Origin of the sequence: Pseudoduganella sp. UC29_71, assembly GCF_042693265.1 — a bacterium.
Taxonomy (GTDB): Bacteria; Pseudomonadota; Gammaproteobacteria; order Burkholderiales; family Burkholderiaceae_D; genus Rugamonas.
Map to the genome: position 1 here is coordinate 1,793,051 of NZ_CP170549.1, position 23,390 is coordinate 1,816,440.

Annotated in this window: 19 protein-coding genes and 1 tRNA gene; 10 read left to right on the forward strand and 10 right to left on the reverse strand. The window is 67.7% G+C overall.

Going from position 1 to position 23,390, the window contains the following annotated elements:
• Positions 1 to 43 precede the first annotated feature (43 nt).
• From ACFJI2_RS07870 to ACFJI2_RS07890, 5 genes are all read left to right on the forward strand, one after another.
• Entirely contained in the window at positions 44 to 1,189 is a 1,146-nt protein-coding gene (locus ACFJI2_RS07870; RefSeq protein WP_377704499.1) for an esterase-like activity of phytase family protein, read from the forward strand.
• A 100-nt stretch (positions 1,190 to 1,289) separates the two neighbouring features.
• A complete protein-coding gene (locus ACFJI2_RS07875; RefSeq protein WP_377704500.1) occupies positions 1,290 to 1,907 on the forward strand; it encodes a glutathione S-transferase family protein in 618 nt (205 codons plus the stop codon).
• Between the two features lie 10 nt (positions 1,908 to 1,917).
• Entirely contained in the window at positions 1,918 to 2,886 is a 969-nt protein-coding gene (locus ACFJI2_RS07880; protein WP_377704501.1) for a pyridoxamine 5'-phosphate oxidase family protein, read from the forward strand.
• 120 nt (positions 2,887 to 3,006) lie between these two features.
• Positions 3,007 to 6,258, forward strand: coding sequence for an EAL domain-containing protein (locus tag ACFJI2_RS07885; protein WP_377704502.1), 3,252 nt, complete (start codon positions 3,007 to 3,009; stop codon positions 6,256 to 6,258).
• Positions 6,259 to 6,343: 85 nt separating this feature from the next.
• Positions 6,344 to 8,938, forward strand: coding sequence for a penicillin acylase family protein (locus ACFJI2_RS07890; RefSeq protein ID WP_377704503.1), 2,595 nt, complete (start codon positions 6,344 to 6,346; stop codon positions 8,936 to 8,938).
• A 1-nt stretch (position 8,939) separates the two neighbouring features.
• On the opposite strand, the gene ACFJI2_RS07895 is transcribed toward ACFJI2_RS07890, so the two are convergent.
• From ACFJI2_RS07895 to ACFJI2_RS07910, 4 genes are all read right to left on the reverse strand, one after another.
• Positions 8,940 to 10,142 carry an acyltransferase family protein gene (locus ACFJI2_RS07895; RefSeq protein ID WP_377704504.1) on the reverse strand — a complete coding sequence of 401 codons (1,203 nt, stop codon included), beginning with the start codon at positions 10,140 to 10,142 and terminating at the stop codon, positions 8,940 to 8,942.
• 177 nt (positions 10,143 to 10,319) lie between these two features.
• Positions 10,320 to 11,171, reverse strand: coding sequence for a LytR/AlgR family response regulator transcription factor (locus ACFJI2_RS07900; protein ID WP_377704505.1), 852 nt, complete (start codon positions 11,169 to 11,171; stop codon positions 10,320 to 10,322).
• Entirely contained in the window at positions 11,159 to 12,286 is a 1,128-nt protein-coding gene (locus tag ACFJI2_RS07905) for a sensor histidine kinase (RefSeq protein WP_377704506.1), read from the reverse strand. The genes ACFJI2_RS07900 and ACFJI2_RS07905 overlap by 13 nt, the downstream gene beginning before the upstream one ends.
• Before the next feature lie 3 nt (positions 12,287 to 12,289).
• On the reverse strand, positions 12,290 to 13,921 hold the full coding sequence (locus ACFJI2_RS07910) for a Na+/H+ antiporter (RefSeq protein WP_377704507.1): 1,632 nt from the start codon (positions 13,919 to 13,921) through the stop codon (positions 12,290 to 12,292).
• Between the two features lie 84 nt (positions 13,922 to 14,005).
• Between ACFJI2_RS07910 and ACFJI2_RS07915 the strand changes: the two genes are divergently transcribed.
• The 3 genes from ACFJI2_RS07915 (at position 14,006) to ACFJI2_RS07925 (ending at position 15,825) form a co-directional block, all read left to right on the forward strand.
• Positions 14,006 to 14,081, forward strand: a tRNA-Gly gene (locus tag ACFJI2_RS07915).
• Between the two features lie 138 nt (positions 14,082 to 14,219).
• Positions 14,220 to 15,176, forward strand: a complete 957-nt coding sequence (locus ACFJI2_RS07920) for a chemotaxis protein (RefSeq protein WP_377704508.1) — start codon at positions 14,220 to 14,222, stop codon at positions 15,174 to 15,176.
• A gap of 67 nt (positions 15,177 to 15,243) precedes the next feature.
• Positions 15,244 to 15,825 (forward strand): DJ-1/PfpI family protein, encoded by a 582-nt coding sequence (locus tag ACFJI2_RS07925; protein ID WP_107872431.1) that lies wholly within the window; start codon positions 15,244 to 15,246, stop codon positions 15,823 to 15,825.
• 20 nt (positions 15,826 to 15,845) lie between these two features.
• Here the strand turns inward: ACFJI2_RS07925 and fghA are convergent, their stop codons facing one another.
• On the reverse strand, positions 15,846 to 16,700 hold the full coding sequence (gene fghA / locus ACFJI2_RS07930; RefSeq protein ID WP_377704509.1) for an S-formylglutathione hydrolase: 855 nt from the start codon (positions 16,698 to 16,700) through the stop codon (positions 15,846 to 15,848).
• Between the two features lie 113 nt (positions 16,701 to 16,813).
• Between fghA and ACFJI2_RS07935 the strand changes: the two genes are divergently transcribed.
• Positions 16,814 to 18,001, forward strand: a complete 1,188-nt coding sequence (locus ACFJI2_RS07935) for a cation:proton antiporter (protein WP_377704510.1) — start codon at positions 16,814 to 16,816, stop codon at positions 17,999 to 18,001.
• Positions 18,002 to 19,117: a YbdK family carboxylate-amine ligase gene (locus ACFJI2_RS07940; RefSeq protein WP_107871920.1), complete on the forward strand. Its 1,116-nt coding sequence runs from the start codon at positions 18,002 to 18,004 to the stop codon at positions 19,115 to 19,117.
• Positions 19,118 to 19,126: 9 nt separating this feature from the next.
• On the opposite strand, the gene ACFJI2_RS07945 is transcribed toward ACFJI2_RS07940, so the two are convergent.
• The 5 genes from ACFJI2_RS07945 to ACFJI2_RS07965 all read right to left on the reverse strand — a co-directional run bounded on the left by ACFJI2_RS07945 (position 19,127) and on the right by ACFJI2_RS07965 (position 23,381).
• Positions 19,127 to 20,071, reverse strand: a complete 945-nt coding sequence (locus ACFJI2_RS07945) for a gamma-glutamyl-gamma-aminobutyrate hydrolase family protein (RefSeq protein ID WP_377704511.1) — start codon at positions 20,069 to 20,071, stop codon at positions 19,127 to 19,129.
• A 78-nt stretch (positions 20,072 to 20,149) separates the two neighbouring features.
• Positions 20,150 to 20,851 (reverse strand): ABC transporter ATP-binding protein, encoded by a 702-nt coding sequence (locus tag ACFJI2_RS07950; protein WP_377704512.1) that lies wholly within the window; start codon positions 20,849 to 20,851, stop codon positions 20,150 to 20,152.
• Entirely contained in the window at positions 20,844 to 21,569 is a 726-nt protein-coding gene (locus ACFJI2_RS07955; RefSeq protein ID WP_377704513.1) for an ABC transporter ATP-binding protein, read from the reverse strand. The genes ACFJI2_RS07950 and ACFJI2_RS07955 overlap by 8 nt, the downstream gene beginning before the upstream one ends.
• Entirely contained in the window at positions 21,562 to 22,512 is a 951-nt protein-coding gene (locus tag ACFJI2_RS07960; protein ID WP_377704514.1) for a branched-chain amino acid ABC transporter permease, read from the reverse strand. Before ACFJI2_RS07960 ends, ACFJI2_RS07955 begins: the two co-directional genes overlap by 8 nt.
• On the reverse strand, positions 22,509 to 23,381 hold the full coding sequence (locus ACFJI2_RS07965) for a branched-chain amino acid ABC transporter permease (protein ID WP_377704515.1): 873 nt from the start codon (positions 23,379 to 23,381) through the stop codon (positions 22,509 to 22,511). Before ACFJI2_RS07965 ends, ACFJI2_RS07960 begins: the two co-directional genes overlap by 4 nt.
• Positions 23,382 to 23,390 lie beyond the last annotated feature (9 nt).

Genomic DNA, 23,390 nt, shown 5'->3' on the forward strand with positions numbered 1-23,390 from the left:
ATATGCGGCATAATGACGGGTTTTCCGCCCTGAATCCGTTATCATGAATCGACTCCTGGCCGCAGCACTGTGCGCGGCAAGCTTGCTGTCCACCTTGCCGGCTGCGGCCGCGCCATCCGAACGTACTGTCGCCGCACTGCGCTTTATCGGCGAGCAGCGCATCCCGCTCCGGCTGGCCTACAAGGGCACCATGGTGGGCGGCCTGTCCGGCGTGGACTACGATGCCGCCAGCGGCAACTGGCTGATGGCCAGCGACGACCGCAGCGCACATAGCCCGGCGCGTTTCTACACCGCGCGCATGGACTACGACGGCAGCGCCTTCCGCAGCGTCACGCTCACCGGCGTGGACAGCTTCAAACAGGCCGACGGCACCACCTATCCCGGCGTGAAAGAGTATGACGTCAGGAAGAGCGGCGACGTGCCGGACATCGAAGCGCTGCGCATCGACCCGCTGGACGGCAGCATCTGGTACACCAGCGAAGGGGACCGCAAGCGCGGCTTCGATCCCTTCGTGCGCCACGCGCGGGGCGATGGCAGCTATCTGGGCGAAGCGCAGCTGCCCGAGATGTTCCGCGTCTCGGTAGAACAGAAGGGCACGCGCGACAACCTGGCCTTCGAAGGCCTGAGCTTCGCGCCGGACGGCCGCTCGATGTGGGTGTCGATGGAAGCGCCGCTGTACCAGGACGGCCCCCTGCCTACGCCCACGGCCGGCGGCGTGTCGCGCATCACCCGCATGGACCGCGAGGGCCGCATGCTGGCGCAGTACGCCTACCAGATGGACCCCATCCCCGGCACGCCCGGCCCCGGCAAGAACGCCGACAACGGCATCTCCGAAATCCTTGCCGTCAACCAGCACGCCTTGCTGGTGCTGGAGCGCTCCGCCGTGCAGGACGCGGCCGGCGCCTACAAGAGCTATATCCGCCTGTATGAAATGGACACGGCCGCGGGCGGCCCAAGCGACATGCGCGGCGTGGCGGCGCTGGCCGGCGCGAGCTACCGTCCTGCCGCCAAGCGCCTGGTGCTGGACCTGAACACGCTCGGCATCCAGCTCGATAACATGGAGGCCATGAGCTTCGGCCCCAAACTGCCGAACGGCCACGATAGCCTGGTGATCGTCGCCGACGACAATTTCGACAAAAGCCAGACCATGCTGTTCCTGCTGTTCGAAGTCTTGCCTACTATTCCATAAAATGGAATGCTGAATTGGTTTTGGTGATGGTTCTCCTTGTCGGTGAAATAATTCACACTGTCGGTGTTGTAGTTAAATAAACCGACCACGAGGACCCCCCATGAAACTGTATTCCCACCTGCTCTCCGGCCACGTGCACCGCGTCCGCCTGTTCCTGTCCCTGCTGGGGCTGCAGCACGAAGTGGTTGAGGTCAACATCTTCAAGGGCGAGCACAAGACGCCGGAGTTCCTGGCGCTGAACAGTTTCGGCCAGCTGCCGGTGCTGGACGACGGCGGCACGGTGGTCAGCGATTCGAACGCCATCCTGGTCTACCTGGCCAAGCGCGAGGGGCGCACGGACTGGCTGCCCGAAGACGCGCGCTCGGCCGCCGCCGTGCAGCGCTGGCTGTCGGTGGCGGCGGGGGAAATCGCCTACGGTCCGGCTGCCGCGCGCGCCGTGGCGCTGTTCGGCCGCGCGGCCGACCCGGCCGAGGTGGTGGCGCGCGCGCACCGCATCCTGGGACTGATCGACGGCCAGCTGGCCGGACAAAGCTGGCTCGCCACCGGCGCCGCGACCCCCACCATTGCCGACGTGGCGCTGTACGCCTACATTGCCCGCGCGCCGGAAGGCGGCGTGGACCTGTCGGGCTATCCGAACGTGAACGCGTGGCTGCGCCGGGTGGAGGCGCTGCCGGGCTTCGTGCCCATGGCGTCCACCCCGGCCGGCCTGGCCGCGTAAGGAGCTTGCCATGGACGGCTCGGTAAGCGACGCAGCCTCGCCCTGGCACGCGGGCGAGGTGGCCCTGCAGCGCACGGTGGGCATGGCCGAGCGCATGGACGCGCTGGGCCGCAAGGTGGTGCGCGGCTACATGCCGGACCAGCACCGCGAGTTTTTCGCGCAGCTGCCTTTTGTGGTGCTGGGCGCGGTGGACCCTGCCGGCGACGCATGGGCCACGCTGCGCGCCGGCCGTCCCGGCTTTCTCCATTCGCCCGATCCGCAGCGCCTGCAGGCGGCGTTGCCGCGCGTGCCGCAGGACCCGGCCGATGCCGGCATGGAGCAGGGCGACGCGATCGGCCTGCTCGGCATCGAACTGCACACGCGCCGCCGCAACCGCATGAACGGCACGCTGCGGCGCAGCGGCGGCGACGGCTTCGAGATCGATGTGCTGCAGTCGTTCGGCAACTGCCCGCAATATATCCAGCTGCGCGACTATGTCTTTGTTGAGCAGGCGCCCGCCGCGCCGGCCGAGCTGGCGCGGCTGGACGATGCGGCGCGCGCCCTCATCGCCGGCGCCGATTCCTTTTACGTGGCCACCTACGTGGACCTGGCGGACGGCACGCGCCAGGTGGATGTGTCGCACCGGGGCGGCCGCCCCGGCTTCGTGCGGCTGGACGCGGACGGCTCGCTGACCATTCCTGACTTCCAGGGCAATATGTTCTTCAACACGCTGGGCAATATCGCGCTCAATCCGCGCGCCGGGCTGGTGTTCGTGGACTTTGCCAGCGGCGGGCTGCTGCAGATGAGCGGCGCGGCCGCGCTGCTGGAGGGCGCGGCGGCCGAGGCCGGCCTGGTGGCGTTCGAAGGGGCGCAGCGGCTGTGGCGCTTTACGCCGCAGCGCATCATCCGGCGCGCCGGCGCGCTGCCGCTGCGCTGGCTTGCCCAGGACAACGGCGCCTCACCGGCGGCGCTGCGCACGGGCGCCTGGCCGCAGCCCTAGCGGCGGCTTGCCACCGCTAGCTAGCAGTGTGCAAGTTAGCTCTGCACTGTACGGTATGTGTGCCATGGGCGCGGGCGTTCGTCTAGAATGGGGCTGACTTCCGGAATACCAGATGCCCCGATGCACACCGACCGCGTCCTTACTGAACAAGCGCCGCCCAATGGAGACGACAGGCTGGCAGGCTTCAACCGCCTGTTCGGCGCACGCGCGCACATGGCCGTGCTGGCCGATGCGCAAGGCCGCGTGCTGGCCTTGAACCGTTCCGCCGCCGCGCAGTCGGACGAGGTGCGGCCGGGCATGCCGGTGGCGGCGCTGTATGCGCCCTGGGCCGGCAGCATCGTGCGCAGCGAGGGCTTGTCCACGGCGCGCGCGTGCGGCAACTGGCGCGGCGAGATGGAGCTGGCCGAGAAGGACGGCGAGGCCAAGCCGGTGGCGCTGCTGATCGAACACCAGCCCGCCTCGGCGGACAGTCCGGAAACCTATCTGCTGCTGCACTACGAACTGGGCGAGTTCGATTCCTATGGCTCGCGGCTGCGCTTCAAGCGCCTGTTCGAAGCCCATCCGCATCCCATGTGGGCGTACGATCTCGTCACGCTGCGCTTCCTGGTGGTGAATGCCGCCGCCGTCCACCATTACGGCTACACCGAGGCCGAATTCCTGGACATGACGATACGGGACATCCGCCCGGAGCGCGACCTGGGCCGGCTGGAGGCGGACCTGGCCGCCACGCCGGCAAAGGGCGCGCAGCGCGCCGGCTACTGGGTGCACCGCAAGAAGGACGGCACGCTGATCACGGTGGACATCTCTTCGCATTCGATCACGCTGGCGGGCCGGCCGGCGCGGCTGGTGTTCGCGCACGACGTGACCGACAAGCTGCGCATGGAAGAGGCGCTGCACGCCTCGCAGGAGATGCAGCAGCTGGTCATCAACCACATTCCGCACCAGATATTCTGGAAGGACCTGGACTCGGTGTACCGGGGCTGCAACGAGAGCTTTGCGCGCGCGGCCGGCGTGGGCGGGCCTGCCTTCATCGGCGGCAAGCGCGACGCGGATCTCCCGTGGGCGGTGAACGCCGCGCGCATCATGGCGGACGACCGCACCATCATCGACACCGGCCTGGCCAACCTGAACCAGGAAGACTACATGCTGTTCGCCGACGGCAGCATGCACTGGTTCCTCATCAACAAGCTGCCGCTGCATGACGCGCAGGGCCGCATCATCGGCGTGCTGGGCACCATCGAGGACATCAGCCAGCGCAAGCAGGTGGAGCAGACGCTGGCGCTGCGCGGGCGGGCGCTGGAGGCCAGCGTCAGCGCCATCGTCATCACCGGCCAGGGGCCGGACGGCAGTGTCATCGAGTACGCCAACCAGGCCTTCGGCCAGCTTACCGGCCACGCGCCCGAGGCGGTGCAGGGGCAGCCGCTGGAGCCGCTGCTGGGCTGCGACGGCGACGCGGAAGGGCGCGAAGCGCTGCACGCGGCGCTGCACGCACGCAGCGACGTCACGCGGCTGCTGCAGTGCCGCCACCGCGACGGTACGCCGTACTGGTGCCAGCTGCACGTGGCGCCGGTGCGCAGCGAGGAGGCCAGTCACCACGTCTGCGTGCTGAGCGACATGACCGAGGTGATGGATTACCAGGCGCAGCTCGAACACCAGGCCAACCATGACGCGCTGACCCAGCTGCCCAACCGTCACCTGTTCAGCGACCGGCTGGAGCAGGCGCTGAGCTACGCGCGCCGCTACAACCACGCGGTCTGGGTGGTGTTCATAGACCTGGACAATTTCAAGCTGGTCAACGACAGCCTGGGCCACCAGGCCGGCGACGAGCTGCTGCGCACCGTGGCCGCGCGCTTGCGCGCCTGCGTGCGGGCCAGCGACACGGTGGCGCGCCTCGGCGGCGACGAGTTCATGCTGCTGCTGTTGGGCGGCAGCGAGGCGGCGCTGCCGCAAGGGCTGCTGCAGAACGTGCTGGAAGGCGTGTCCGCGCCCGTGATGCTGGGCGAGGCCGAGGTGGCCATCACCTGCAGCGTGGGCGTGAGCGTCTTTCCGGCCGACGGCGCGGACGGCGATGTGCTGCTCAAGCATGCCGACATCGCCATGTACCGCGCCAAGGAAACCGGGCGCAACCAGGCGCAGTTCTACGAAGCGGCCATGCAGGCGCGGGTGGCCGAGCGCGCCGCCATCGAGACCGAGCTGCGCTACGCGCTGCCGCGCCAGGAACTGCGGCTGTACTACCAGCCCAAGGTGAGCCTGGAGACGGGGGAGCTGAGCGGCATGGAGGCGCTGCTGCGCTGGCCGCATCCCAAGCTGGGCATGGTGTCGCCGGACCGCTTCATCGGCGTGGCCGAGGATACCGGGCAGATCGTCGAGATCGGCCGCTGGGTGATACGCACCGCCTGCGCGCAGGCGCGCGCCTGGCAGCAGGCCGGGCTGGCGCCGCTGCGGGTGGCGGTCAACGTGTCGGCGCGCCAGTTCCGCGATCCCGGCCTGGCCGACGACATCGAGGCCGCGCTGCGCGACACCGGGCTGGCGCCGCAATACCTGGAGCTGGAGCTGACCGAGAGCATGATGATGCACAACATCGGCGAGGTGCTGGCCACGGTCACGCGGCTCAAGGGGCTGGGCATCGCGCTGTCGATCGACGATTTCGGCACCGGCTATTCCAACCTGTCCTCGCTCAAGCTGCTGCCGCTGAGCCATTTGAAGATAGACCAGTCCTTCGTGCGCGAGATGCTGGACCAGCCCAGCGTGACGGCCATCGTGCGCTCGGTGATCGCGCTGGGCCACAGCCTGGGCTTCAGCATCATTGCCGAAGGCGTGGAGACCGAGCCGCAGCTGGCTTACCTGCGCAGCTGCGGCTGCGACGAGATCCAGGGCTACCATTTCAGCCGGCCGCTGGACAGCGAGGCTTTCACCGCGCTGCTGCAGAGCGGGCGGCGGCTGGCGCTGCCCGGCGCGCAGGACCCCGCCCAGCGCACCTTGCTGCTGCTGGACGACGAGCCCCACGTGCTGGCCTCGCTGAAGCGCATGCTGCGGGTGGACGGCTACACCATCCTGACGGCGGAGTCGGCGCGCGCCGCGTTCGACCTGCTGGCGCTGCACCCGGTGCAGGTCATCATCAGCGATCAGCGCATGCCGGAAATGAACGGCACGGAATTCCTGCGGCGCGTGAAGCAGCTCTATCCGGACACGGTGCGCATCATCCTGTCCGGCTATGCGGAACTGGAGATGGTGATCAGCGCCATCAACACCGGCGAGATCTACCGCTTCTTCACCAAGCCGTGGGACGAGGAAGGCTTGCGCGCGGCGCTGCGGGAAGCGTTCCGCTACCAGGCCCTGATGCGCGGCAGCGCGGCAACGGCTCAGCCTTGACGTCGCCGCCGGCGTTACAAATTAGTCACCCCATTCCAGTTGGACTTCTGGCAATATTCCTATGAGATTAATGATGGGAGAAGGTATGCGGAAAGCGGGACTGGGACAGTGGATCAAGCGCATCGTGCTGGCGCTGCTGCTGTTGGTGGCGCTGCTGGGACTGGGCCTGTGGTTCTTCCTGCGCGGCAGCCTGGCGCAGCTGGACGGCCGGCGTAGCGTGGCGGGCATGACCGGCTCGGCCAGCATCGCCCGCGATTCCCAGGGCGTGCCCACCATTACCGGCACCGACCGCAAGGACGTGGCCTACGCAACCGGCTTCGCCCACGCGCAGGACCGCTACTTCCAGATGGATCTGCTGCGTCGCGTGGCGGCAGGCGAACTGGCCGAATTGTTCGGCCCGCGCGCGCTGCCGCTGGACCGCGAGCACCGCCTCCATCGCTTCCGCGCCCGCGCCGAAGCGGCCCTGCAAGCCATGCCGCAGGGCGACCGCGCGCTGCTGGAGCGCTACGTGGCGGGCGTGAACGACGGCTTGAACAACCTGGGCACGCGGCCGTTCGAATACGCGCTGATCCGGGTCGGCCCGCGCGCCTGGAGCGCGGCCGATTCGCTGCTGGTGTTCTGGGCCATGTATTTCGACCTGCAGGGCGGGCTGGAGGCGCGCGAACTGGCGCGCGGCTGGCTGAAGGACAACGCCACGCCCGAGCAGCTGGCCGTGCTGCTGCCTGAAGCCAGCCAGTGGGACGCGCCGCTGGACGCGGCCTCCGTGCCGGCGCCGGACACGCCGTTCCCGCCGCAGGCGCCCGCCTGGTGGGGCAAGCCGCCGGCGGCGGGCGCGCCGGGTTCCAGCCGCGTGGCCGCGCTGGAGCGTGCGGAATTGCACGGCATGGTGGGCAGCAACAACTGGGCCGTGGCGGGCAGCCGCAGCCAGGGCGGCGGCGCCATCGTCGCGGACGATATGCACCTCGGCATCCAGCTGCCGCACATCTGGTACCGCGCCGTGCTGATGGTGCCGGACGGCCACGGCGCCACGCGCCGCGTGGCCGGCGTGACGCTGCCCGGCGTGCCGCTGGTGGTGGCGGGCAGCAATGGGCATGTGGCCTGGGGCTTCACCAACAGCTACGGCGACTACGCGGACCTGGTGACGCTGGCGACCGACCCGGCGCAGCCGGGCAAGCTGCGCACGCCGGCCGGCTGGGAGACGCCGGCGGTGCACGAGGAAGTCATCCTGGTCAAGGACGCCGAGGACGGCAAGTTTACCGTGCGCGAAACCTCGCTCGGCCCGGTGCGCGAAGTGGCTGGCCGCAGCTACGCGGTGCACTGGGTGGCGCACGCCAGGGGCGCGGTCAACCTCGCCGCTGCGGCGCTGGAGATGGCCACCACCGTGGACGATGCGCTGGCCGTGGCCAACCGTTCCGGACTGCCGGCGCAGAATTTCGTGGCGGGCGACAGCAAGGGCCACATCGGCTGGACTATCGCCGGCCCGCTGCCGCGCCGCACGCATCCCGGTGCCGCGTCCACCTTCCCGCTGGCGGAAGACACACAGACCGCGGGCTGGGACGGCCTGCTGGCGCCGGACGCCTATCCCGCCGTGCGCAATCCGGCGGACGGGCAGCTGTCCACCGCCAACAGCCGCCAGCTGATGGGCGCGGACGCGGCCAAGCTGGGCGACGGCGGCTTCGACCTCGGCGCGCGCGCCCACCAGGTACGCGACAGCGTGGCGGCACTGGGCGCCAAGACCAACGAGCAGGGCGTGTACAGCGTGGCGCTGGACGACCGCGCGCTGTTCATGCGCGGCTGGCGCGACCGTGCGCTGGCGGTGCTGGACGACGCTGCCGCAATGGCACCGGCGGCACCGGCGGCACCGGCGGCACCGGCGGCAGGGGCTGCAGGGGCGGCAAGGGCCGCAGGGGCCGCAGGGGCGGCAGGGCGCGCAGGGGCCGCAGAGGCGGCAGGGGCCGTGCCCGTGCCGCTGGCGGCGGCAGGCGGGGCGGCACCGGGCACGGCGCCGGGCGCAATCGGCGCGCAGCGCGCGGCGGCGCGCGAGCTGCTGCGCAAGAGCTGGAGCGGGCACGCCAGCGTGGACTCGGTCGGCTACCGGATTGCGCGCTCCTATATGTGGTCGCTGTACGAACTGCTGTACGGCGGCGCCAGCGCGGAGATGGGCAAGCTGGCCGAGAAGGCCGACATGGCGGCAGCCACGTCGCGCTGGCCGGCCGTGGTGGCGCGCCTGCTGGACGAGCAGCCGGCCGGCTGGCTGCCGCCGCAATACGCCAGCTGGAAAGAACTGCAACTGGCGGCCATCGACCGCGCGGTGGGCACGCTGACCAAGGACGGCAAGCCGCTGGCCTCGGCCACCTGGGGCGAGCGCAACACCCAGGAGATTGCGCATCCGATCGCCTCGGCGGTGCCGGCGCTGCGGCGCTGGCTGTCCGCCCCGGCCGACCAGCTGCCGGGCGACAGCCACATGCCGCGCGTGGCGGGACGCAAGTTCGGTCAGTCCGAGCGCATGGTGGTCTCGCCGGGCAAGGAGGAGCAGGGCATTTTCAATATGCCGGGCGGGCAAAGCGGCCATCCGCTGTCGCCATTCTTCCTGGCCGGCCACGCCGACTGGGTGAGCGGCAAGGCCACGCCTTTCCTGCCGGGTGCCGCGCAGCATACGCTGACGTTCGTGAAATACTGAGTCAGGCCGCCTGCGCCGGCGTATCCTGCACGGCGCGTGGGCCAGCCTGCGCGGCGCTGCTGCCGACATGGATGCCGAAACAGGCACGCAGCAGCGGCACGCGGCGCACGGCTTCGAAGATGGCGAAGCTGCAGGTGAGCGTCAGCAGCACTAATACCAGGCCTTCCTTGGCTGGCTGCATGCGGGCCGGCTGCAGGACGTGGGCGAACACGATGAGCAGGGTCTGGTGCACGATGTAGACCGGGAACACGGCCTGCGACAGGTAGCGGCGCTTCGCGCTGTCGAATTGCAGGTGGCGGTGGCCGAAGCCGAATACGGCCAGCATGGCGCTCCATTGCAGCAGGCCCCAGACCGCGCGCTGGATCTGGATCAGCGGCATGATGTCATCGGGGTTCATGTTGTCGGTGAGGGCGTAGTAGGCCATCAGTGCGGACCAGCAGCCGAGCGCCAGGCCCAGCGCCGCAAAGCGCAGCGCTTCCATGCGCTGCCAAACGGCACGCTGGTGCGCCAGCAGTGCGCCCAGCAGGAACAGCGGCAGGTACTGCGCGTGGTTGTACCAGTCCACCACCAGGTTGTGGGTGGAAGGGTAGCGGCTGTACAGCGCGACGCGGGCCAGCGCCAGGACTGCGGCCGGCATGGCGACCAGCTTCCAGCCGGTGAGCGCGCCGCCCAGCTTGTCCGACAGGCGCTGGAGCTGCGGGCCGAAGGCGGCGGCGATGGCGCCCAGCAGCAGCGTGTACACCCAGAGGTAGGTCACGAACCAGAGGTGGTTCCAGGTGGGCAGGTCCAGGCAGGAGGCGTCCTTGCAGAAGCCGTGGTAGGCGGACAGGTAGAGCTTCATGAAGTCCAGGTAGCTGCCGCCGTAGCCCACTTTCTCGACGACTTCGCAATACGATTGCGGCGGCACCACCACCAGCATGCCGAAGATCAGCGGCAGCAGCAGGCGCGCGCTGCGCTGGCGCAGGAAGGCGGCGGTGCTCAGTTTCTTCATCAGGAAGGCTGCGGCCACGCCCGATACCATGAACAGCAGGCCCAGGCGCCAGGGCGAGGACATCATCATCAGCGGTTCGATGGTGTCGCTGGCGAAGGGGCTTTTGATGTGGAAGCCCCACGTGACGTAGTACATGCCGGTGTGGTAGAGGATGAGCAGGAAGAAGGCGCAGATGCGTATCCAGTCGAGAAAATAGAGGCGGGTGTTCGGCATGGTGGTCTCCACGGTGCGGGTTGCGATGGAGACAAGCTTATGGCGGCACGCGCGGGCGGGCCAGCGAAATGGGGCGAAGCGGGGGCAGCTTGGGGCGAGCCGGGGAAGCGCCGAGGACGAGCCGGGGATGAGCCGGGGGCGAGCCGAGGATGAGCCGGGTGGGCGAGCCGGGGACGGCTAGCCGCGCGCGCCGAGGTGGGCGAGGAGGGCGGGGCGGTATTGGCGGCTGAGCGGGGCGCGGGCGCCGGTGTGCAGCAGCAGTTCGCCGTCGCCCTTGTCGTCCACTTCGATGGCGGCGATGGCGGTCAGGCGCACGGCGGCGCGGCGATGGCAGCGCTGGAAGCCGGGGCCGAGTTTGTCGAGCAGGCCGGCCAGTGTCTGGCGCAGCAGGGGCTGGCCTGCCGCGGTGTGCAGGATGACGTAGTTGTCGGCGGTCTCGATCCAGGCGATGTCGTCCACCTTTACGATGCGCGTGGTGCCGCGCTCGGAGATCAGCAATTGGCGCACGGGCAGGACTGGCGGGGCGGCTGGCGTTGCAGGCGTACTGGCCGCTAGCGCGGCGGCGGGCGATGGCGCTGCGACGGACGGGGCTGCGACCGACGGGGCTGCGGCCGATGGCGCGGCGGCTGGTGCGGGCGCGAAGGCGGCGGATGCGGCGGGGGCGGCGCGGTGGATGGCGAGGCGGTCGCGCAGGCGCTGGAGGGCGCGTCGCAGGCGGGGCTGGTCGTAGGGCTTGAGCAGGTAGTCGATGGCGTTGGCGTCGAAGGCGCGGATGGCGTATTCGTCGTAGGCGGTGACGAAGACGATCAGCGGCGCTGGCGCGGGCAGGGAGGCGGCCACGTCGAAGCCGCCGACTTCGGGCATCTGGATGTCGAGGAAGATGGCGTCCGGCGCGAAGGCGGCGGCGCGTTCCAGCGCTTCCACGCCGTCGCGGGCTTCCTCGATGGCGGCAATGTCAGGCTCCTGCGACAGCAGGCGGCGCAGCTTGTCGCGCGCGGGGCGTTCGTCGTCGACGATCAGCACGCGCATGGCAGCCTCACTTCGGCGCGCACGCCGGCAGGTTCCAGCTGCAGCAGCCGCAGCGAGCCCGCGTCGCCATGCAGCGCCGCCAGCCGCTCGCGCAAATTGCCCACGCCGATGCCGCAGCCAGCATCTTCGGAATCAGCAACCTCGCCGCTGCCGCTGCCGCCGAGCACTGCGTTGCCGAGCACAGCGCTGCCGGCCGGGCAGCGGAGCGTGCCGCTGTCGTCGTCGATGCGCAGCACCAAGTCGGCGCCGTCGCGCTGGGCGCTGATGGCGATGGCGGTCGGCTGGCGGCGCTGTTCGACAGTGTGCTTGAACACGTTCTCCAGCAGCGGCTGCATGCTCATCAGAGGTACCTGGCAGCCCAGCAGCGTCTCGTCGATGTCCCAGCGGATGCTCACCCTGTCTTCGAAGCGCTCGCTCATCAGGTGCGCGTAGCCGCGCAGCAGGCGCAGTTCGGTGGCCAGCGGCGCCTGCTGCTGGCCGGAGTGGTCCAAGGTGGCGCGCAGCACGTCGGCCAGCTGCATCAGGGTGGCGTCGGCGCGCTCCACGTCCGTGTGCATCAGCGACGATATCGTGTTCAGCGCGTTGAACAGGAAGTGCGGCTGCATCTGCTGCGTCAGCTGCTGCAGCTGCGCCTGGCGCAGCAGCGTGGCGGCCTGCGCGGCCCGCACGCGCTCCTCCAGCAGCGCACGGTAGGACAGCAGCCCGAACTGGATCAGCACGAACAAGCCGAAGAACACCGTGATCTTCACGTCCTCATACAGGAACACCTGCGGCCACGCCTCGTGCGCGTAGGTCTCGCCCGCCAGCGCATACACGCCATGCCGGATGCCGAACGCCAGCGGCACGAAGCTCAGCCAGTACACTGGCGCCCACAAGAGCTGCACGCCGGCCCAGCGCAGCGGCGTGGGAAGCAAGTGGTCGTAGCGCCGCGTGTGCGTGCGCTGGGCCACCATCAGCACCGTGGCCACCACCGCCGAGGACAGCTCCCACAGCATAGGCTTCCACAGCGCGTGCTCGCCGTCGCGCAGCGCGTCCTGCACGGCGGTCGTCACCATCAGGCTCCAGAACAGCAGCCAGGCGGCGCACAGGGAGTAGATGGCGCGGCGGTTCTGCATGGCTTAGCGGAAGCGCGATTCGCTCAGGTCGATTTCGCGCACCAGCTTGCGCGAAATGTCGTCCGAGATATGGCCGTGCCGGGCCAGGTTGAAGATGGCCTTGCGCTCGGCCTGCAGCGCCGACATGCGCAGCGCCTTCTCGGCCGCGTCCAGCTTGCGGAACTGGCGCGCCTCGTCCACTTCCTTGTGCTCCACCAGCCGGTGCTTGTACAGCGCAATAACGCGGCCGGCCGCCTGCGGATACAGGTCCGCGTCCACGCTGGTGGACATCAGCTCGATCTGCGCCTTTTCGATGGCGGCAATGGCCGCGTTGGCCGCCACTTCGCGCGCGCGGTCTTCTTCCTGGCTTTCCTCGGACTCCTCTGGGAAGTTCACCCCGCTCAGGATGCGCGGCAGGCCGATGCTGGCCGCCAGCAGCGACAGCAGGATCACCGCGCTGGCCAGGAAAATGGTCAGGTCGCGCGCCGGGAAGGGCTTGCCGTCGCCCATGGCCAGCGGCAGCGTCATCACGCCCGCCAGGGTGATGGCGCCGCGCGCGCCGGCCAGCGAGGTGGCCAGCAGCAGGCGCCAGTGCGGCGGCGGCGCGTCGTGGCCCATGCGGCTCTTGCGGAACAGCGTGAGCTTGAGCGCCGTCCACACCCACGCAAAGCGCAGCACCATCAGGCCGACGGTGATGGAGAACGCATACAGCACCAGCCACCACGGATTGACGTGGCCCACTTCCTCCAGCGAGGCGCGCGCGCCTGTCAGTATGCTGGGCAGCTGCTCGCCCAGCAGCACGAACATCACGCCGTTCAGCGAGAACTGCACCGTGTCCCACACGGCCGAACGCTGGATGCGGGTGGCCGCCAGCGCATGGCCGCCCAGCTCCACATAGCTCATGGTGACGCCGGCCGCCACCGCCGCCAGGATGCCGGAGGCATGCAGGTGTTCGGCCAGCAGGTAGGCGCCGAACGGCATCAGCAGGTTGACCAGGATGGGCGAACCGGCCGGTTCGCCGAAGTGGCGCGTGAGCCAGCGCTGCACCCAGGTGATGAGCAGGGTGACGCCTACGCCCATGGCCACGCCGCCGGCCACCAGCCACAGGAAGGTGAGGGTGGCGCTGGTGAGCGAGAAGGTGCCGGTCAGCGCGGCGGCCACGGCGAAGCGGAAGCACACCAGGCCGCTGGCGTCGTTCAGCAGCGATTCGCCTTCCAGGATGTGCATCAGCCGCTTCGGGATGGGCGTGCGCGAGGCGATGGCCGAGACGGCGACCGGATCGGTGGGCGAGACGATGGCGGCCAGCGCGAACGCCACCGGCAGCGGCATGGCCGGTATCATCCAGTGGATCAGCAGGCCCATGCCCAGCACGGTGAACACCACCAGGCCCAGCGCCAGTTGCAGGATCACGCCACGGTCGCGCAACAGGCCGCTCTTGGGAATGCGCCAGCCGTCCAGGAACAGCAGCGGCGGCAGAAACAGCAGGAAGAAGAATTCCGGTTCGAGGGCGATGCCATGGCGCGAAAAGGCTGCGACGATGAAGCCCAGCGCGATCTGCATCAGCGGCAGCGGCACGGCCACCGGCAGCAGGCGCACCAGGTAGGCGCTGCCGACCACCGCCAGCAGCATCGCCAGGACTGTTTCTATCGCATCCATGCATATCCTTTTCTTAAACTTGCGCAATTATATAGGCGGCCGCTCTGGTCAATAGCAAACCTTTCTGTCATAATCCTGCCTTCTGCGGGAGTAGCTCAGTTGGTAGAGCGCAACCTTGCCAAGGTTGAGGTCGAGAGTTCGAGACTCTTCTCCCGCTCCAGAATTCGAAAAAAAGGAAACCTGCGGGTTTCCTTTTTTATGCCCCAAGCGCAATTGCAACATCGGCGGGCGAAATGTTTCGTAACGCTGGGCAATATCGTTATACTGGTCGCAGCCCTTGCGATGGAGACGATTCCCTATGAATTCAGTTCAACAAGAAATTGACGAACGCAGTAACTTAACCAATTCCAACAAATTTGAACTGCTGCTGTTCCGGCTCGGCGCCGACGCCAATGGCGAGCATTCGGAGCTGTACGGCATCAACGTCTTCAAGATCCGCGAGATCGTGGCCATGCCGGAAGTGACGGCGGTGGCCGGTTCCGCGCCGCATATGCTGGGCGTGGTCAACCTGCGCGGCCAGATCATTTCCGTGATGGACTTGCCCGGCATCGTCGGCGTGACGCCGAAGACGGGCTTGAACATCATGCTGGTGACCGAATTCGCCCGCACCACGCAGGCTTTCGCCGTGGAGTCGGTGGACGAGATCGTGCGCCTGGACTGGGGCCAGGTGCTGTCGGCCGAAGGCAGCACGGCCGGCGGCATGGTGACCAGCATCGCGCGCCTGGACGGCGACGTGAACAATACCCGCCTGGCGCAAGTGCTGGACGTGGAAACCATCTTGCGCAAGATGGTGCCGACCGATGGCAAAGACGTGGACCCGGAAACCATCGGCCCCAAGCTGCTGCTCAAGCCGGGAACCATCATCCTGGCGGCCGACGATTCGGTGGTGGCGCGCAGCCTCATCGAGCAGGGCTTGACCGCCATGGGCGCGCCTTTCGTGATGACCAAGTCCGGCAAGGAAGCCTGGGAGCGCCTGCTGCACATTGCCGACGGCGCCAAGGCCGAGGGCATCCCGGTGGAGGACCGCGTGTCGCTGGTGCTGACCGACCTGGAAATGCCGGAAATGGACGGCTTCACCCTGACCCGCTTGATCAAGCAGGACGCGCGCTTCAGCAAGATCCCGGTGGTGATCCATTCCTCGCTGTCCGGCAAGACCAACGAGGACCACGTCAAGGGCGTTGGCGCCGATGCCTACGTGGCCAAGTTCGTGGCGGAGGACCTGGCGGAAACTATCCGCAAAGTGCTGCACGAGTAATCACATTGTCCGTCAAATAACGCTATCATGGCCAGGTCGTACTTTTCCAACCAACTGGGAGATGACCGTGGCAGCCAAGCAGATACTGTTATTGACGGGCGATTTCGCTGAGGATTACGAAACCATGGTGCCGTTCCAGGCACTGCAGATGGTCGGCCACACGGTGCATGCCGTGTGTCCCGGCAAGAAGAGCGGCGAGAAGGTCAAGACCGCCATCCACGATTTCGAGGGCGACCAGACTTACACCGAGAAGCCTGGCCACCAGTTCGCCCTGAACGCCAATTTCGACGACGTGAAGGTCAGTGCGTACGACGCGCTGGTGATCGCTGGCGGCCGCGCGCCGGAGTACCTGCGGCTGAACCCGCGCGTGCTCGAAATCATCCGTGAATTCGCCCAGGCGTCCAAACCGATCGCGGCGGTGTGCCACGGCGCGCAGCTGCTGGCTGCGGCCGACGTTATCAAGGGCAAGAAGATTTCCGCTTATCCGGCATGCGCGCCGGAGGTGAAGCTGGCCGGCGCGGAGTACGCGGACATTGCGGTGGACTCGGCCGTGACCGACGGCATCTTCGTCACCGCGCCGGCGTGGCCCGCGCACCCGCAGTGGCTGGGCCAGTTCCTGGCGCGGCTGGGGACCGAGATCAAGCTGTAGCGGCTGGGCGCGTTGGCGGGTTAGGCGGAGCCGTAACCCGCCAGATTGCGCGCATGGAAGCGCAAATGGTCTTCGATGAAGCTGGCGATGAAATAATAGCCGTGGTCGTATCCCGCATGCCGCCGCAGTTGCAGCGGCTGCGCGGCCTTGCGGCAGGCTTCCTCGAACGCTTCCGGATACAGCTGCTCGGCCAGGAACTTGTCGCCCAGGCCCTGGTCTATCAGGATGCCCTGCGGGAAAGGCGTGCTGGCCGCAGCCATCAGTTCGCTCGCGTCATGCGCGCGCCAGGCCGCTTCGTCTGAACCCAGGTAGCCGCCAAAGGCTCTCTTGCCCCACGGGCAGCGGGTGGGCGCGGCGATGGGCGCGAAGGCGGACACGGAACGGAACACGTCCGGCCGCTTCAGCGCCAGCGTCAGCGCGCCGTGGCCGCCCATCGAATGGCCGAACACGCCCACACGGGCGGCATCCACCGGCAGCTCTTGCGTCACCAGGTCCCGCAATTCATGGATATAGCTTTCCATGCGGTAGTGCTTGCTCCACGGCGCCTCCGTGGCGTCGATATAGAAACCGGCGCCGGCGCCGAAGTCCCATGCGTCCGTTTCGCCCGGCACGCCGGCGCCGCGCGGGCTGGTGTCCGGGGCGATCAGGATCAGGCCCAGTTCGGCCGCCACGCGCTGGGCGCCGGCCTTGACGGGAAAGGTCTCTTCGGTGCAGGTCAGGCCGGCCAGGTAGAACAGCGCCGGCAACCGGTCCGCCCCGGCGTGCGCGGGGATGAAAACGGAGAAGCGCATGGGCAGGCCGATTGCGCTGCTATCGTGCTTGTAAAAGCGCTGAACGCCGCCGAAACAAACGTGTTCGCTGATGAGTTCCAGCATGGGATTCCTTCTCTTGCGTTGGGTTGTGCATGATTCTACTCCGGCCTCGGGTGTGACGCGATTTAACGTAATGCAATAAAATACGAGCTGTACTTGCATTGGAGGAAACATCTATGCCGGATTTAGTAGTTATCACGGCCGAACTGGCCTGGCCTTTTGCAATTGCCCTGGCCTGGCTGGCGGGCGAGATCATGCACCGCTGGTCGGGTGTACCGCGCATCAGCGTGTACGGCCTGGTGGGCTTCGCGGTAGCGCAGGCCTTCCCCGACCTCTACACCAGCGACAGTTCCAGCCCCGTCACCATCCTGGCCAACGTGGCCTTCGGCCTCATCCTGTTCGAATTCGGCTACCGCATCAACCTGAAGTGGCTGCGCCTGAATCCGTGGATCGCCGTCACCGGACTGGTCGAATCGGCCGCCACCTTCGCGGTCGTGTATTTCATCGGCAGCCTGTCCGGCATGCCGCCGCTGACTTCGCTGCTGCTGGCGTCGCTGGCCATGTCCAGTTCTCCCGCCGGCGTGCTGCGCGTGATCAACGAGCAAAACAGCGCGGGGCAGGTGACCGAACGGGTGCTGCACCTGGTGGCCATTAACTGCGTGCTGGCCGTGTTCGTGTACAAGGTGATCGTGGGCGTGTGGGTGTTCCAGACCTCCGGCAGCCTGGGCCAGGCCGTATCGCACAGCGCCATCGAGCTGCTGGCGTCGGCCGTGCTGGGCGCCGTCTTCGGCGTGGCGGTGCCCGCGCTGCTGCGCCAGCTGGGCCACGTCTCGCGCGACGGCACCATCGCTTTCGCGCTGGCCGTGGTGCTGCTGGTGGCCATTACGCACGCGGCCAACCTGTCGCCGGTGCTGGCCACGCTGACCTTCGGCCTGATGGCGCGCCACCGCCGCATCGCCTTCAGCCGCACCGAGCGCAATTTCGGCGCCATCGGCGAGCTGCTGACGGTGCTGCTGTTCGTGTTTGCCGTCACCACGCTGGACTGGGACCGTGTCGTCACCGGCGCCGGCCTGGCCATCGTGCTGCTGCTCGCGCGCTTCGTCGTCAAGACGGTGGCGGTGGCGGTGTTCGCGCACGTCGGCGGCGTCACCTGGCGCAAGGGCGCGCTCACCGGCGTGGCGCTGGCGCCGATGTCGGTGTTCGTCATCCTGCTGCTGGAGCAGACCAAGAGCATGGGCATCGTGCTGGTAGACGAGCTGGCCGCACTGGCCGCGATGACGCTGTTAATGGAAGTACTCGGCCCCATCTTCACGCAGTACGCGCTGATGTGGGCCAATGAAACGCCGGAAGAAGAGGAGGCATAAATGGCGCTTGAACCGTTCAATAATTCCCAGCCGCTGACCATGGGCGTGGAGCTGGAGCTCCAGCTGATCAGCCATGCGGACTTCGACCTGACCGCGTCCAGTCCCGACTTGCTGCACCTGCTGAACCGCAAGCCCTTCCCGGGCAATGTGACGCCCGAGATCACCGAGAGCATGATCGAGATTAACACCGACGTGCACACCAACCACACCGAGATGGTGGCGCAGTTGCAGCTGATCCGCGACACGCTGGTGCAGGCCTGCGAGAAGCTCAACATCGGCATTTGCGGCGGCGGCACGCACCCGTTCCAGAAATGGTCGGAGCGGCGCATCTTCGCCAAGCCGCGCTTCAAGGAAGTGTCGGCGCTGTACGGCTACCTGGCCAAGCAATTCACCATTTTCGGCCAGCACGTGCACATCGGCTGCGCCAACGGCGACGACGCGCTGTTCCTGCTGCACTCGCTGAGCCGCTACGTGCCGCACTTCATCGCGCTGTCGGCGTCATCGCCCTTCGTGCAGGGTGGCGATACGCTGTTCAACTCCGCGCGCCTGAACTCGGTGTTCGCTTTCCCCATGAGCGGCCGTGCGCCGTTTACGCTGAGCTGGAACGACTTCGAGCACGGCTACTTCGCCAAGATGGAGCACACCGGCGTTATCAAGAGCATGAAGGACTTCTACTGGGACATCCGTCCCAAGCCGGAATACGGCACCATCGAGCTGCGCGTGTGCGACACGCCGCTAACGGTGGAGCGCGCGGCGGCGCTGGCGGTGTACCTGCAGGCGCTGTGCCGCTACCTGCTGGAGCGGCACGAAGCCGCGCCGGAGGAGGACGACTACCTGGTCTACAACTACAACCGCTTCCAGGCCTGCCGCTTCGGCCTGGACGGCACCATCGTGCACCCGAAGACCTATGAAAGCCTGTCGCTGCGCGAGGACATCCTCACCACGCTGCGCAAGATGGAGCCGCACGCGGAAGCGCTGGGCGGCAGCGCCGGCCTGGCCCACCTGACCCAGGTGACCCACACCGGCAGCGACGCCCAATACCTGCGCGACCAGTTCCGCGAAAGCGGCAGCGTGGAGGGCGTGGTGGATGCGGCGGTGAACCGTTTCCGGGGCTAAAGGAAGCGCCTAGAAGCGCGTCTCGCGCGCCACGCGCAGGAAGTTGTCGAGGATGGGCGTGCAGTCGAGCAGTTCGACGCCGCCGGCGCGGTGGAATTCGGGGTGCCACTGCAGGCCCATGACGAAGGGAGCCTTGGTGTAGCGGATGGCTTCCACCATGCCGTCCGGCGCGGAGCGCGCTTCCACCGTCATGTCGCGGCCCAGGTTCTTCACGGCCTGGTGGTGGATGGAGTTCACCAGCGCCTGGCCGCTGTGCATCCGGAGCATGCGCCCCAGCGAGGAGCCTTCCGGGAACACGATCTCGTGGCGGTGGCGGTCGTAGTCGTCGTGCACGTGGGCCACGGCGTCCGGCACGTCGGAGGCGATGTCCTGGTACAGAGAGCCGCCGAAGGCCACGTTGATCAGCTGGCAGCCGCGGCATATGCCCAGTACCGGCTTGCCCGCTTCAACGAATTCATGCAGCAGCTCCAGTTCATACATGTCGCGCGCGCGGTCGCCGCTCCACTCGGGGCGGGTGGGCGTTTCGGCGTAGCTCTGCGGCGAAACGTCCGCGCCGCCTTGCAGCACCAGGCCGTCCAGGTGGCGCGCGTAGTCGCGCAGGCGGATGTTTGAGGGGTGCAGCAGGCCGTCTGTGTTCACGGTCGGGATCATGAACACCAGCACGTCGCGCGACATCACCCACTGCGCGATGGACTCTTCCAGGTATTGCAGGTTCTTGCTGCGCAGCCCCTTGGCGCCTTCCTCGGGATGGAAGATGCGGGCCGATATCCCGATGTGCAGCGGACGCTGGATGATGTGGCGCGTGGCCGCCGCCGCCAGGCGCCGGTAGCGCGCCATGATGATGCGGCCCCACAGGCTGAACACCGTGTCGCCCGGGTCCAGGTAACGTGGCGTGCCCAGTTTGTCTCCGTGGCGGCGGTCGTGGCGCCGCTGGTCGTGGTCTCCCGTACTCATGCCTGCTCCTGTTTTTCACATGGCTACTTTTACCACACGCGGCCATTCCGGGTCGCCCGGCTGGCCTGTCGTGGCGGCCTAGTGGTTGAAATACAGGTCGTGCAATTGGGCCAGGCTGACCTCTGCGGCAGGCTGCGAAAGGGCCACTTTGCCGCCTTGCAGCAGATAGACATGGTCCGCCACGCCGATGGCGCGTTCGGTGTTCTGCTCGACCAGGATGATGGTGCGGCCCTCGGCCTTGAGCCGCGCCAGGATCTCGAACAGCTCGTTCACCACCAGCGGCGCCAGGCCCAGCGAGGGTTCGTCCACGATCAGCAGCCTGGGATCGGACATCAGCCCGCGCGCCATGGCCAGCATCTGCGCTTCGCCGCCCGACAGCGATCCGGCCAGCTGGCCGCGCCGCTCGCGCAGGCGCGGGAACATCTCGTAGGCCGCCTCCAGCCGCGTCTTCACCAGCGCGCGGTGCGCCTTGTTGAATGCGCCTACGATGAGGTTTTCTTCCACGCTCATGTCGCGGAACACCATGCGGCCTTCGGGCACCATGGCCAGGCTGCGGTCGGCCATGTCCCAGGTGGGCGTGCCGTCCAGGCGCTTGCCGTCCAGTTTGATCTCGCCCTGTTTCAGCGGCACCAGGCCCATGATGGCGCGCAGCAGCGTGGTCTTGCCGGCGCCGTTCGGGCCGATGATGGTGGTGAGCCGGCCCGGCTGCATGGCCAGCGACACGTCCCACAGCACGTTGATGGCGCCGTAGCCGGCGCGCACGTTGTTCAGTTCAAGCATGGTGGCCTCCGCCCGCGCTTCCGGTATAGCTCTTGATGACGGCCGGATCGCGGAACACCTCGTCCGGCGTGCCGTCCGCGATCAGCTCCCCGAAATTGAGCACCGCCACGCGCGGGCACAGGCTGCTGATGGTTTCGATGTCGTGTTCGATGATGACGATGCCCACGCCGAAGCGCTGGTGCATCTCCTTGAGCATGCCCATGAAGCGCCGCTTGCCGTTCGTCTCCAGCCCGGCCAGCACTTCGTCCAGCAGCAGCAGCTTGGGATTGGTGGCCAGCGCCTTGGCCACTTCCAGCGCTTTCAGCTCGGTCAGCGAGAGGCAGGTGGCGGCGTCGCGCCGGGCCTTGCCGGCCAGGCTGGTGAAGTCCAGGATCTCGTCGATGCGCGCGTTGTCCACCTTGCCGGTGCCGAAGCGCTGCGCCACCACCAGGTTTTCGCGCACCGTCAGCTCGTGCATGGGCTGCGGAATCTGGAAGGTGCGGCCGATGCCGAGGCGGGCGCGCTGGTACATGGGGGCGCGCATCACGTCGCGGCCTTCGAAGCGGATGCCGCCGGCGGTCGGCTTCACCAGGCCGGAAATGGCGTTGAACAGCGTGGTCTTGCCGGCGCCGTTCGGCCCCACCAGGCCGATCACGTCGCTGCTGGCGATCTTGAGCGAAACGGCGTTGACGGCGGTGAGGCCGCCGAAGCGCACCGAGAGCTGGTCCAGTTCAAGCATCGTTGCGTTTCCTTCCGAATCCGCGCAGCAGCGGCATCAGGCCGTTGGGGCTGAGCACGATCATCAGCACCAGCAGCACGCCCAGCACCAGCTGGTGGCCGGTGGGCAGCAGTTCCTTGAACAGCAGCTGGTCCGCCAGCGAAACGAACACCGCGCCCGCGATGGGGCCGGCTATCGTGCGGTAGCCGCCGAAGATGGCCGCCACGATGGGCAGTGTCACCCACAGGCCGTGGAAGGCGTAGTCCGGCTCCAGGAAGTTGATGTAGTGCGCGTTAAAGGCGCCCACCACGCCGGCCATGAAGGCGGACACCACCAGCATGGCGGCCTTCAGCAGGGTGCTGTTGACGCCCACCACGCGGGTGGCGTCTTCGCTGTCGTGCATGGCGCGCAGGGCCAGGCCGTAGTGGCTGGCGCGGATGGCGGCGTAGATGAAGGCGAACACCACCACGATGGTGAGGATGATGAGGTAGGCGCCGGCCTTGCCGCTGAAGTCGTAGCCGGCCAGCGTGGGCAGCACGGGGATGTTGGCCAGCCCGCCCGCGCCGCGCGTGACCGAGGTCCATTCGGTGGCGATGATGCGGAAAATGTGGGCGTAGGCCAGGATGGCGAGCGCGAAGTAGGGGCCGCGCAGGCGCAGCACCGGCAGCATGGCGATGGAGGCGGCCGCCGCGCCGGCGCCGCCCAGCAGCATGGCCGGCAGCACCGGCACGCCGAGGCGCATGCTGGCCAGCGCGGACACATAGGCGCCCACGCCGAAGAAGGCCGAGTGGCCGAAGCTGATCATGCCGCCCAGGTTGCCCAGCAGCGCCCAGGACAGCGCCACGCCGCCGATCACCAGCGCGGCCACGATGGTGCTCATCACGTAGTGGTTGCCGGACAGCGTGAGCGGCACCACCAGGTAGGCCAGGATGAGCGCGGACAGTACGCCGCTGTTGATCCTCATCCGCGCCTCCTTGCCGCACCGAACAGGCCGTTGGGCATGACAAAGAGCACCAGCAGGAACAGCGACATGCCGGCCAGTTCCTGCAGCGCGGAGCTGGCCAGCGTGACCGTGAGCGCCTCGCACACGCCCAGCAGCACGGCCCCCAGCAGCACGCCCGGAATCGAGCCTATGCCGGCCAGCACGGTGATGATGAAGGCCTTGACGGTGAGCGCGCTGCCGTAGGAGGGCTGGATGACGCCGTAGCTGAACAGCGCCACGCCGGCGAACGCGGCCAGGATGCCGGCAATGATGAAGGACACCAGCTCCACCTTGCCGGGATTGATGCCCATCAGCTTGGCGGCATCGCGGTTGCTGGAGACGGCGCGCAGCGCGCGGCCGTACCAGCTGCGCGTGAGCCACCACCACAGGCCCGCCATCAGCGCCAGGCTGACGCTGAAAAAGATCAATTCGCTGCGCATGCTGTACAGCGGGCCGACCACGAAGGCTTCCTGCAGCCAGCTGGAACTGGTGGTGCGGATGTCGGCCTTCCAGATCAGCAGGATGGCGTTGGTGAGGATGACGCCGATGCCGTAGGTGAGGATCAGCGAGTTGATTTCGCGGTCCTTCTTGATGCGGTTGACGATCCAGTACACGCACACCGAGGCGAAGCTGACCAGCACCAGCGCCAGCGGAATGGCGAACACCGGCCCGAGGCCGGCCTTGGCTTCCACCGTGTAGGCCAGGTAGGCGGCCAGCAGCACCAGCTCGCCGTGCGCGAGGTTGATGATTTTCATGGTGCCGAACACCAGCGCCAGGCCGAGCGCGATCAGCGCGTACGAGCCGCCTTGCAGCAGGCCCGAATACAGGGCCTGGAGTATCAGTTCAGTCATGGGCCGGCC

Bases quoted from the DNA above. Each gene is read 5' to 3' on its own strand.
- ACFJI2_RS07870 (WP_377704499.1), top strand. From the start codon at position 44: ATGAATCGACTCCTGGCCGCAGCACTGTGCGCGGCAAGCTTGCTGTCC.
- ACFJI2_RS07875 (WP_377704500.1), top strand. From the start codon at position 1,290: ATGAAACTGTATTCCCACCTGCTCTCCGGCCACGTGCACCGCGTCCGC.
- ACFJI2_RS07880 (WP_377704501.1), top strand. From the start codon at position 1,918: ATGGACGGCTCGGTAAGCGACGCAGCCTCGCCCTGGCACGCGGGCGAG.
- ACFJI2_RS07885 (WP_377704502.1), top strand. From the start codon at position 3,007: ATGCACACCGACCGCGTCCTTACTGAACAAGCGCCGCCCAATGGAGAC.
- ACFJI2_RS07890 (WP_377704503.1), top strand. From the start codon at position 6,344: ATGCGGAAAGCGGGACTGGGACAGTGGATCAAGCGCATCGTGCTGGCG.
- ACFJI2_RS07895 (WP_377704504.1), bottom strand. From the start codon at position 10,142: ATGCCGAACACCCGCCTCTATTTTCTCGACTGGATACGCATCTGCGCC.
- ACFJI2_RS07900 (WP_377704505.1), bottom strand. From the start codon at position 11,171: ATGCGCGTGCTGATCGTCGACGACGAACGCCCCGCGCGCGACAAGCTG.
- ACFJI2_RS07905 (WP_377704506.1), bottom strand. From the start codon at position 12,286: ATGCAGAACCGCCGCGCCATCTACTCCCTGTGCGCCGCCTGGCTGCTG.
- ACFJI2_RS07910 (WP_377704507.1), bottom strand. From the start codon at position 13,921: ATGGATGCGATAGAAACAGTCCTGGCGATGCTGCTGGCGGTGGTCGGC.
- ACFJI2_RS07920 (WP_377704508.1), top strand. From the start codon at position 14,220: ATGAATTCAGTTCAACAAGAAATTGACGAACGCAGTAACTTAACCAAT.
- fghA (WP_377704509.1), bottom strand. From the start codon at position 16,700: ATGCTGGAACTCATCAGCGAACACGTTTGTTTCGGCGGCGTTCAGCGC.
- ACFJI2_RS07935 (WP_377704510.1), top strand. From the start codon at position 16,814: ATGCCGGATTTAGTAGTTATCACGGCCGAACTGGCCTGGCCTTTTGCA.
- ACFJI2_RS07940 (WP_107871920.1), top strand. From the start codon at position 18,002: ATGGCGCTTGAACCGTTCAATAATTCCCAGCCGCTGACCATGGGCGTG.
- ACFJI2_RS07945 (WP_377704511.1), bottom strand. From the start codon at position 20,071: ATGAGTACGGGAGACCACGACCAGCGGCGCCACGACCGCCGCCACGGA.
- ACFJI2_RS07950 (WP_377704512.1), bottom strand. From the start codon at position 20,851: ATGCTTGAACTGAACAACGTGCGCGCCGGCTACGGCGCCATCAACGTG.
- ACFJI2_RS07955 (WP_377704513.1), bottom strand. From the start codon at position 21,569: ATGCTTGAACTGGACCAGCTCTCGGTGCGCTTCGGCGGCCTCACCGCC.
- ACFJI2_RS07960 (WP_377704514.1), bottom strand. From the start codon at position 22,512: ATGAGGATCAACAGCGGCGTACTGTCCGCGCTCATCCTGGCCTACCTG.
- ACFJI2_RS07965 (WP_377704515.1), bottom strand. From the start codon at position 23,381: ATGACTGAACTGATACTCCAGGCCCTGTATTCGGGCCTGCTGCAAGGC.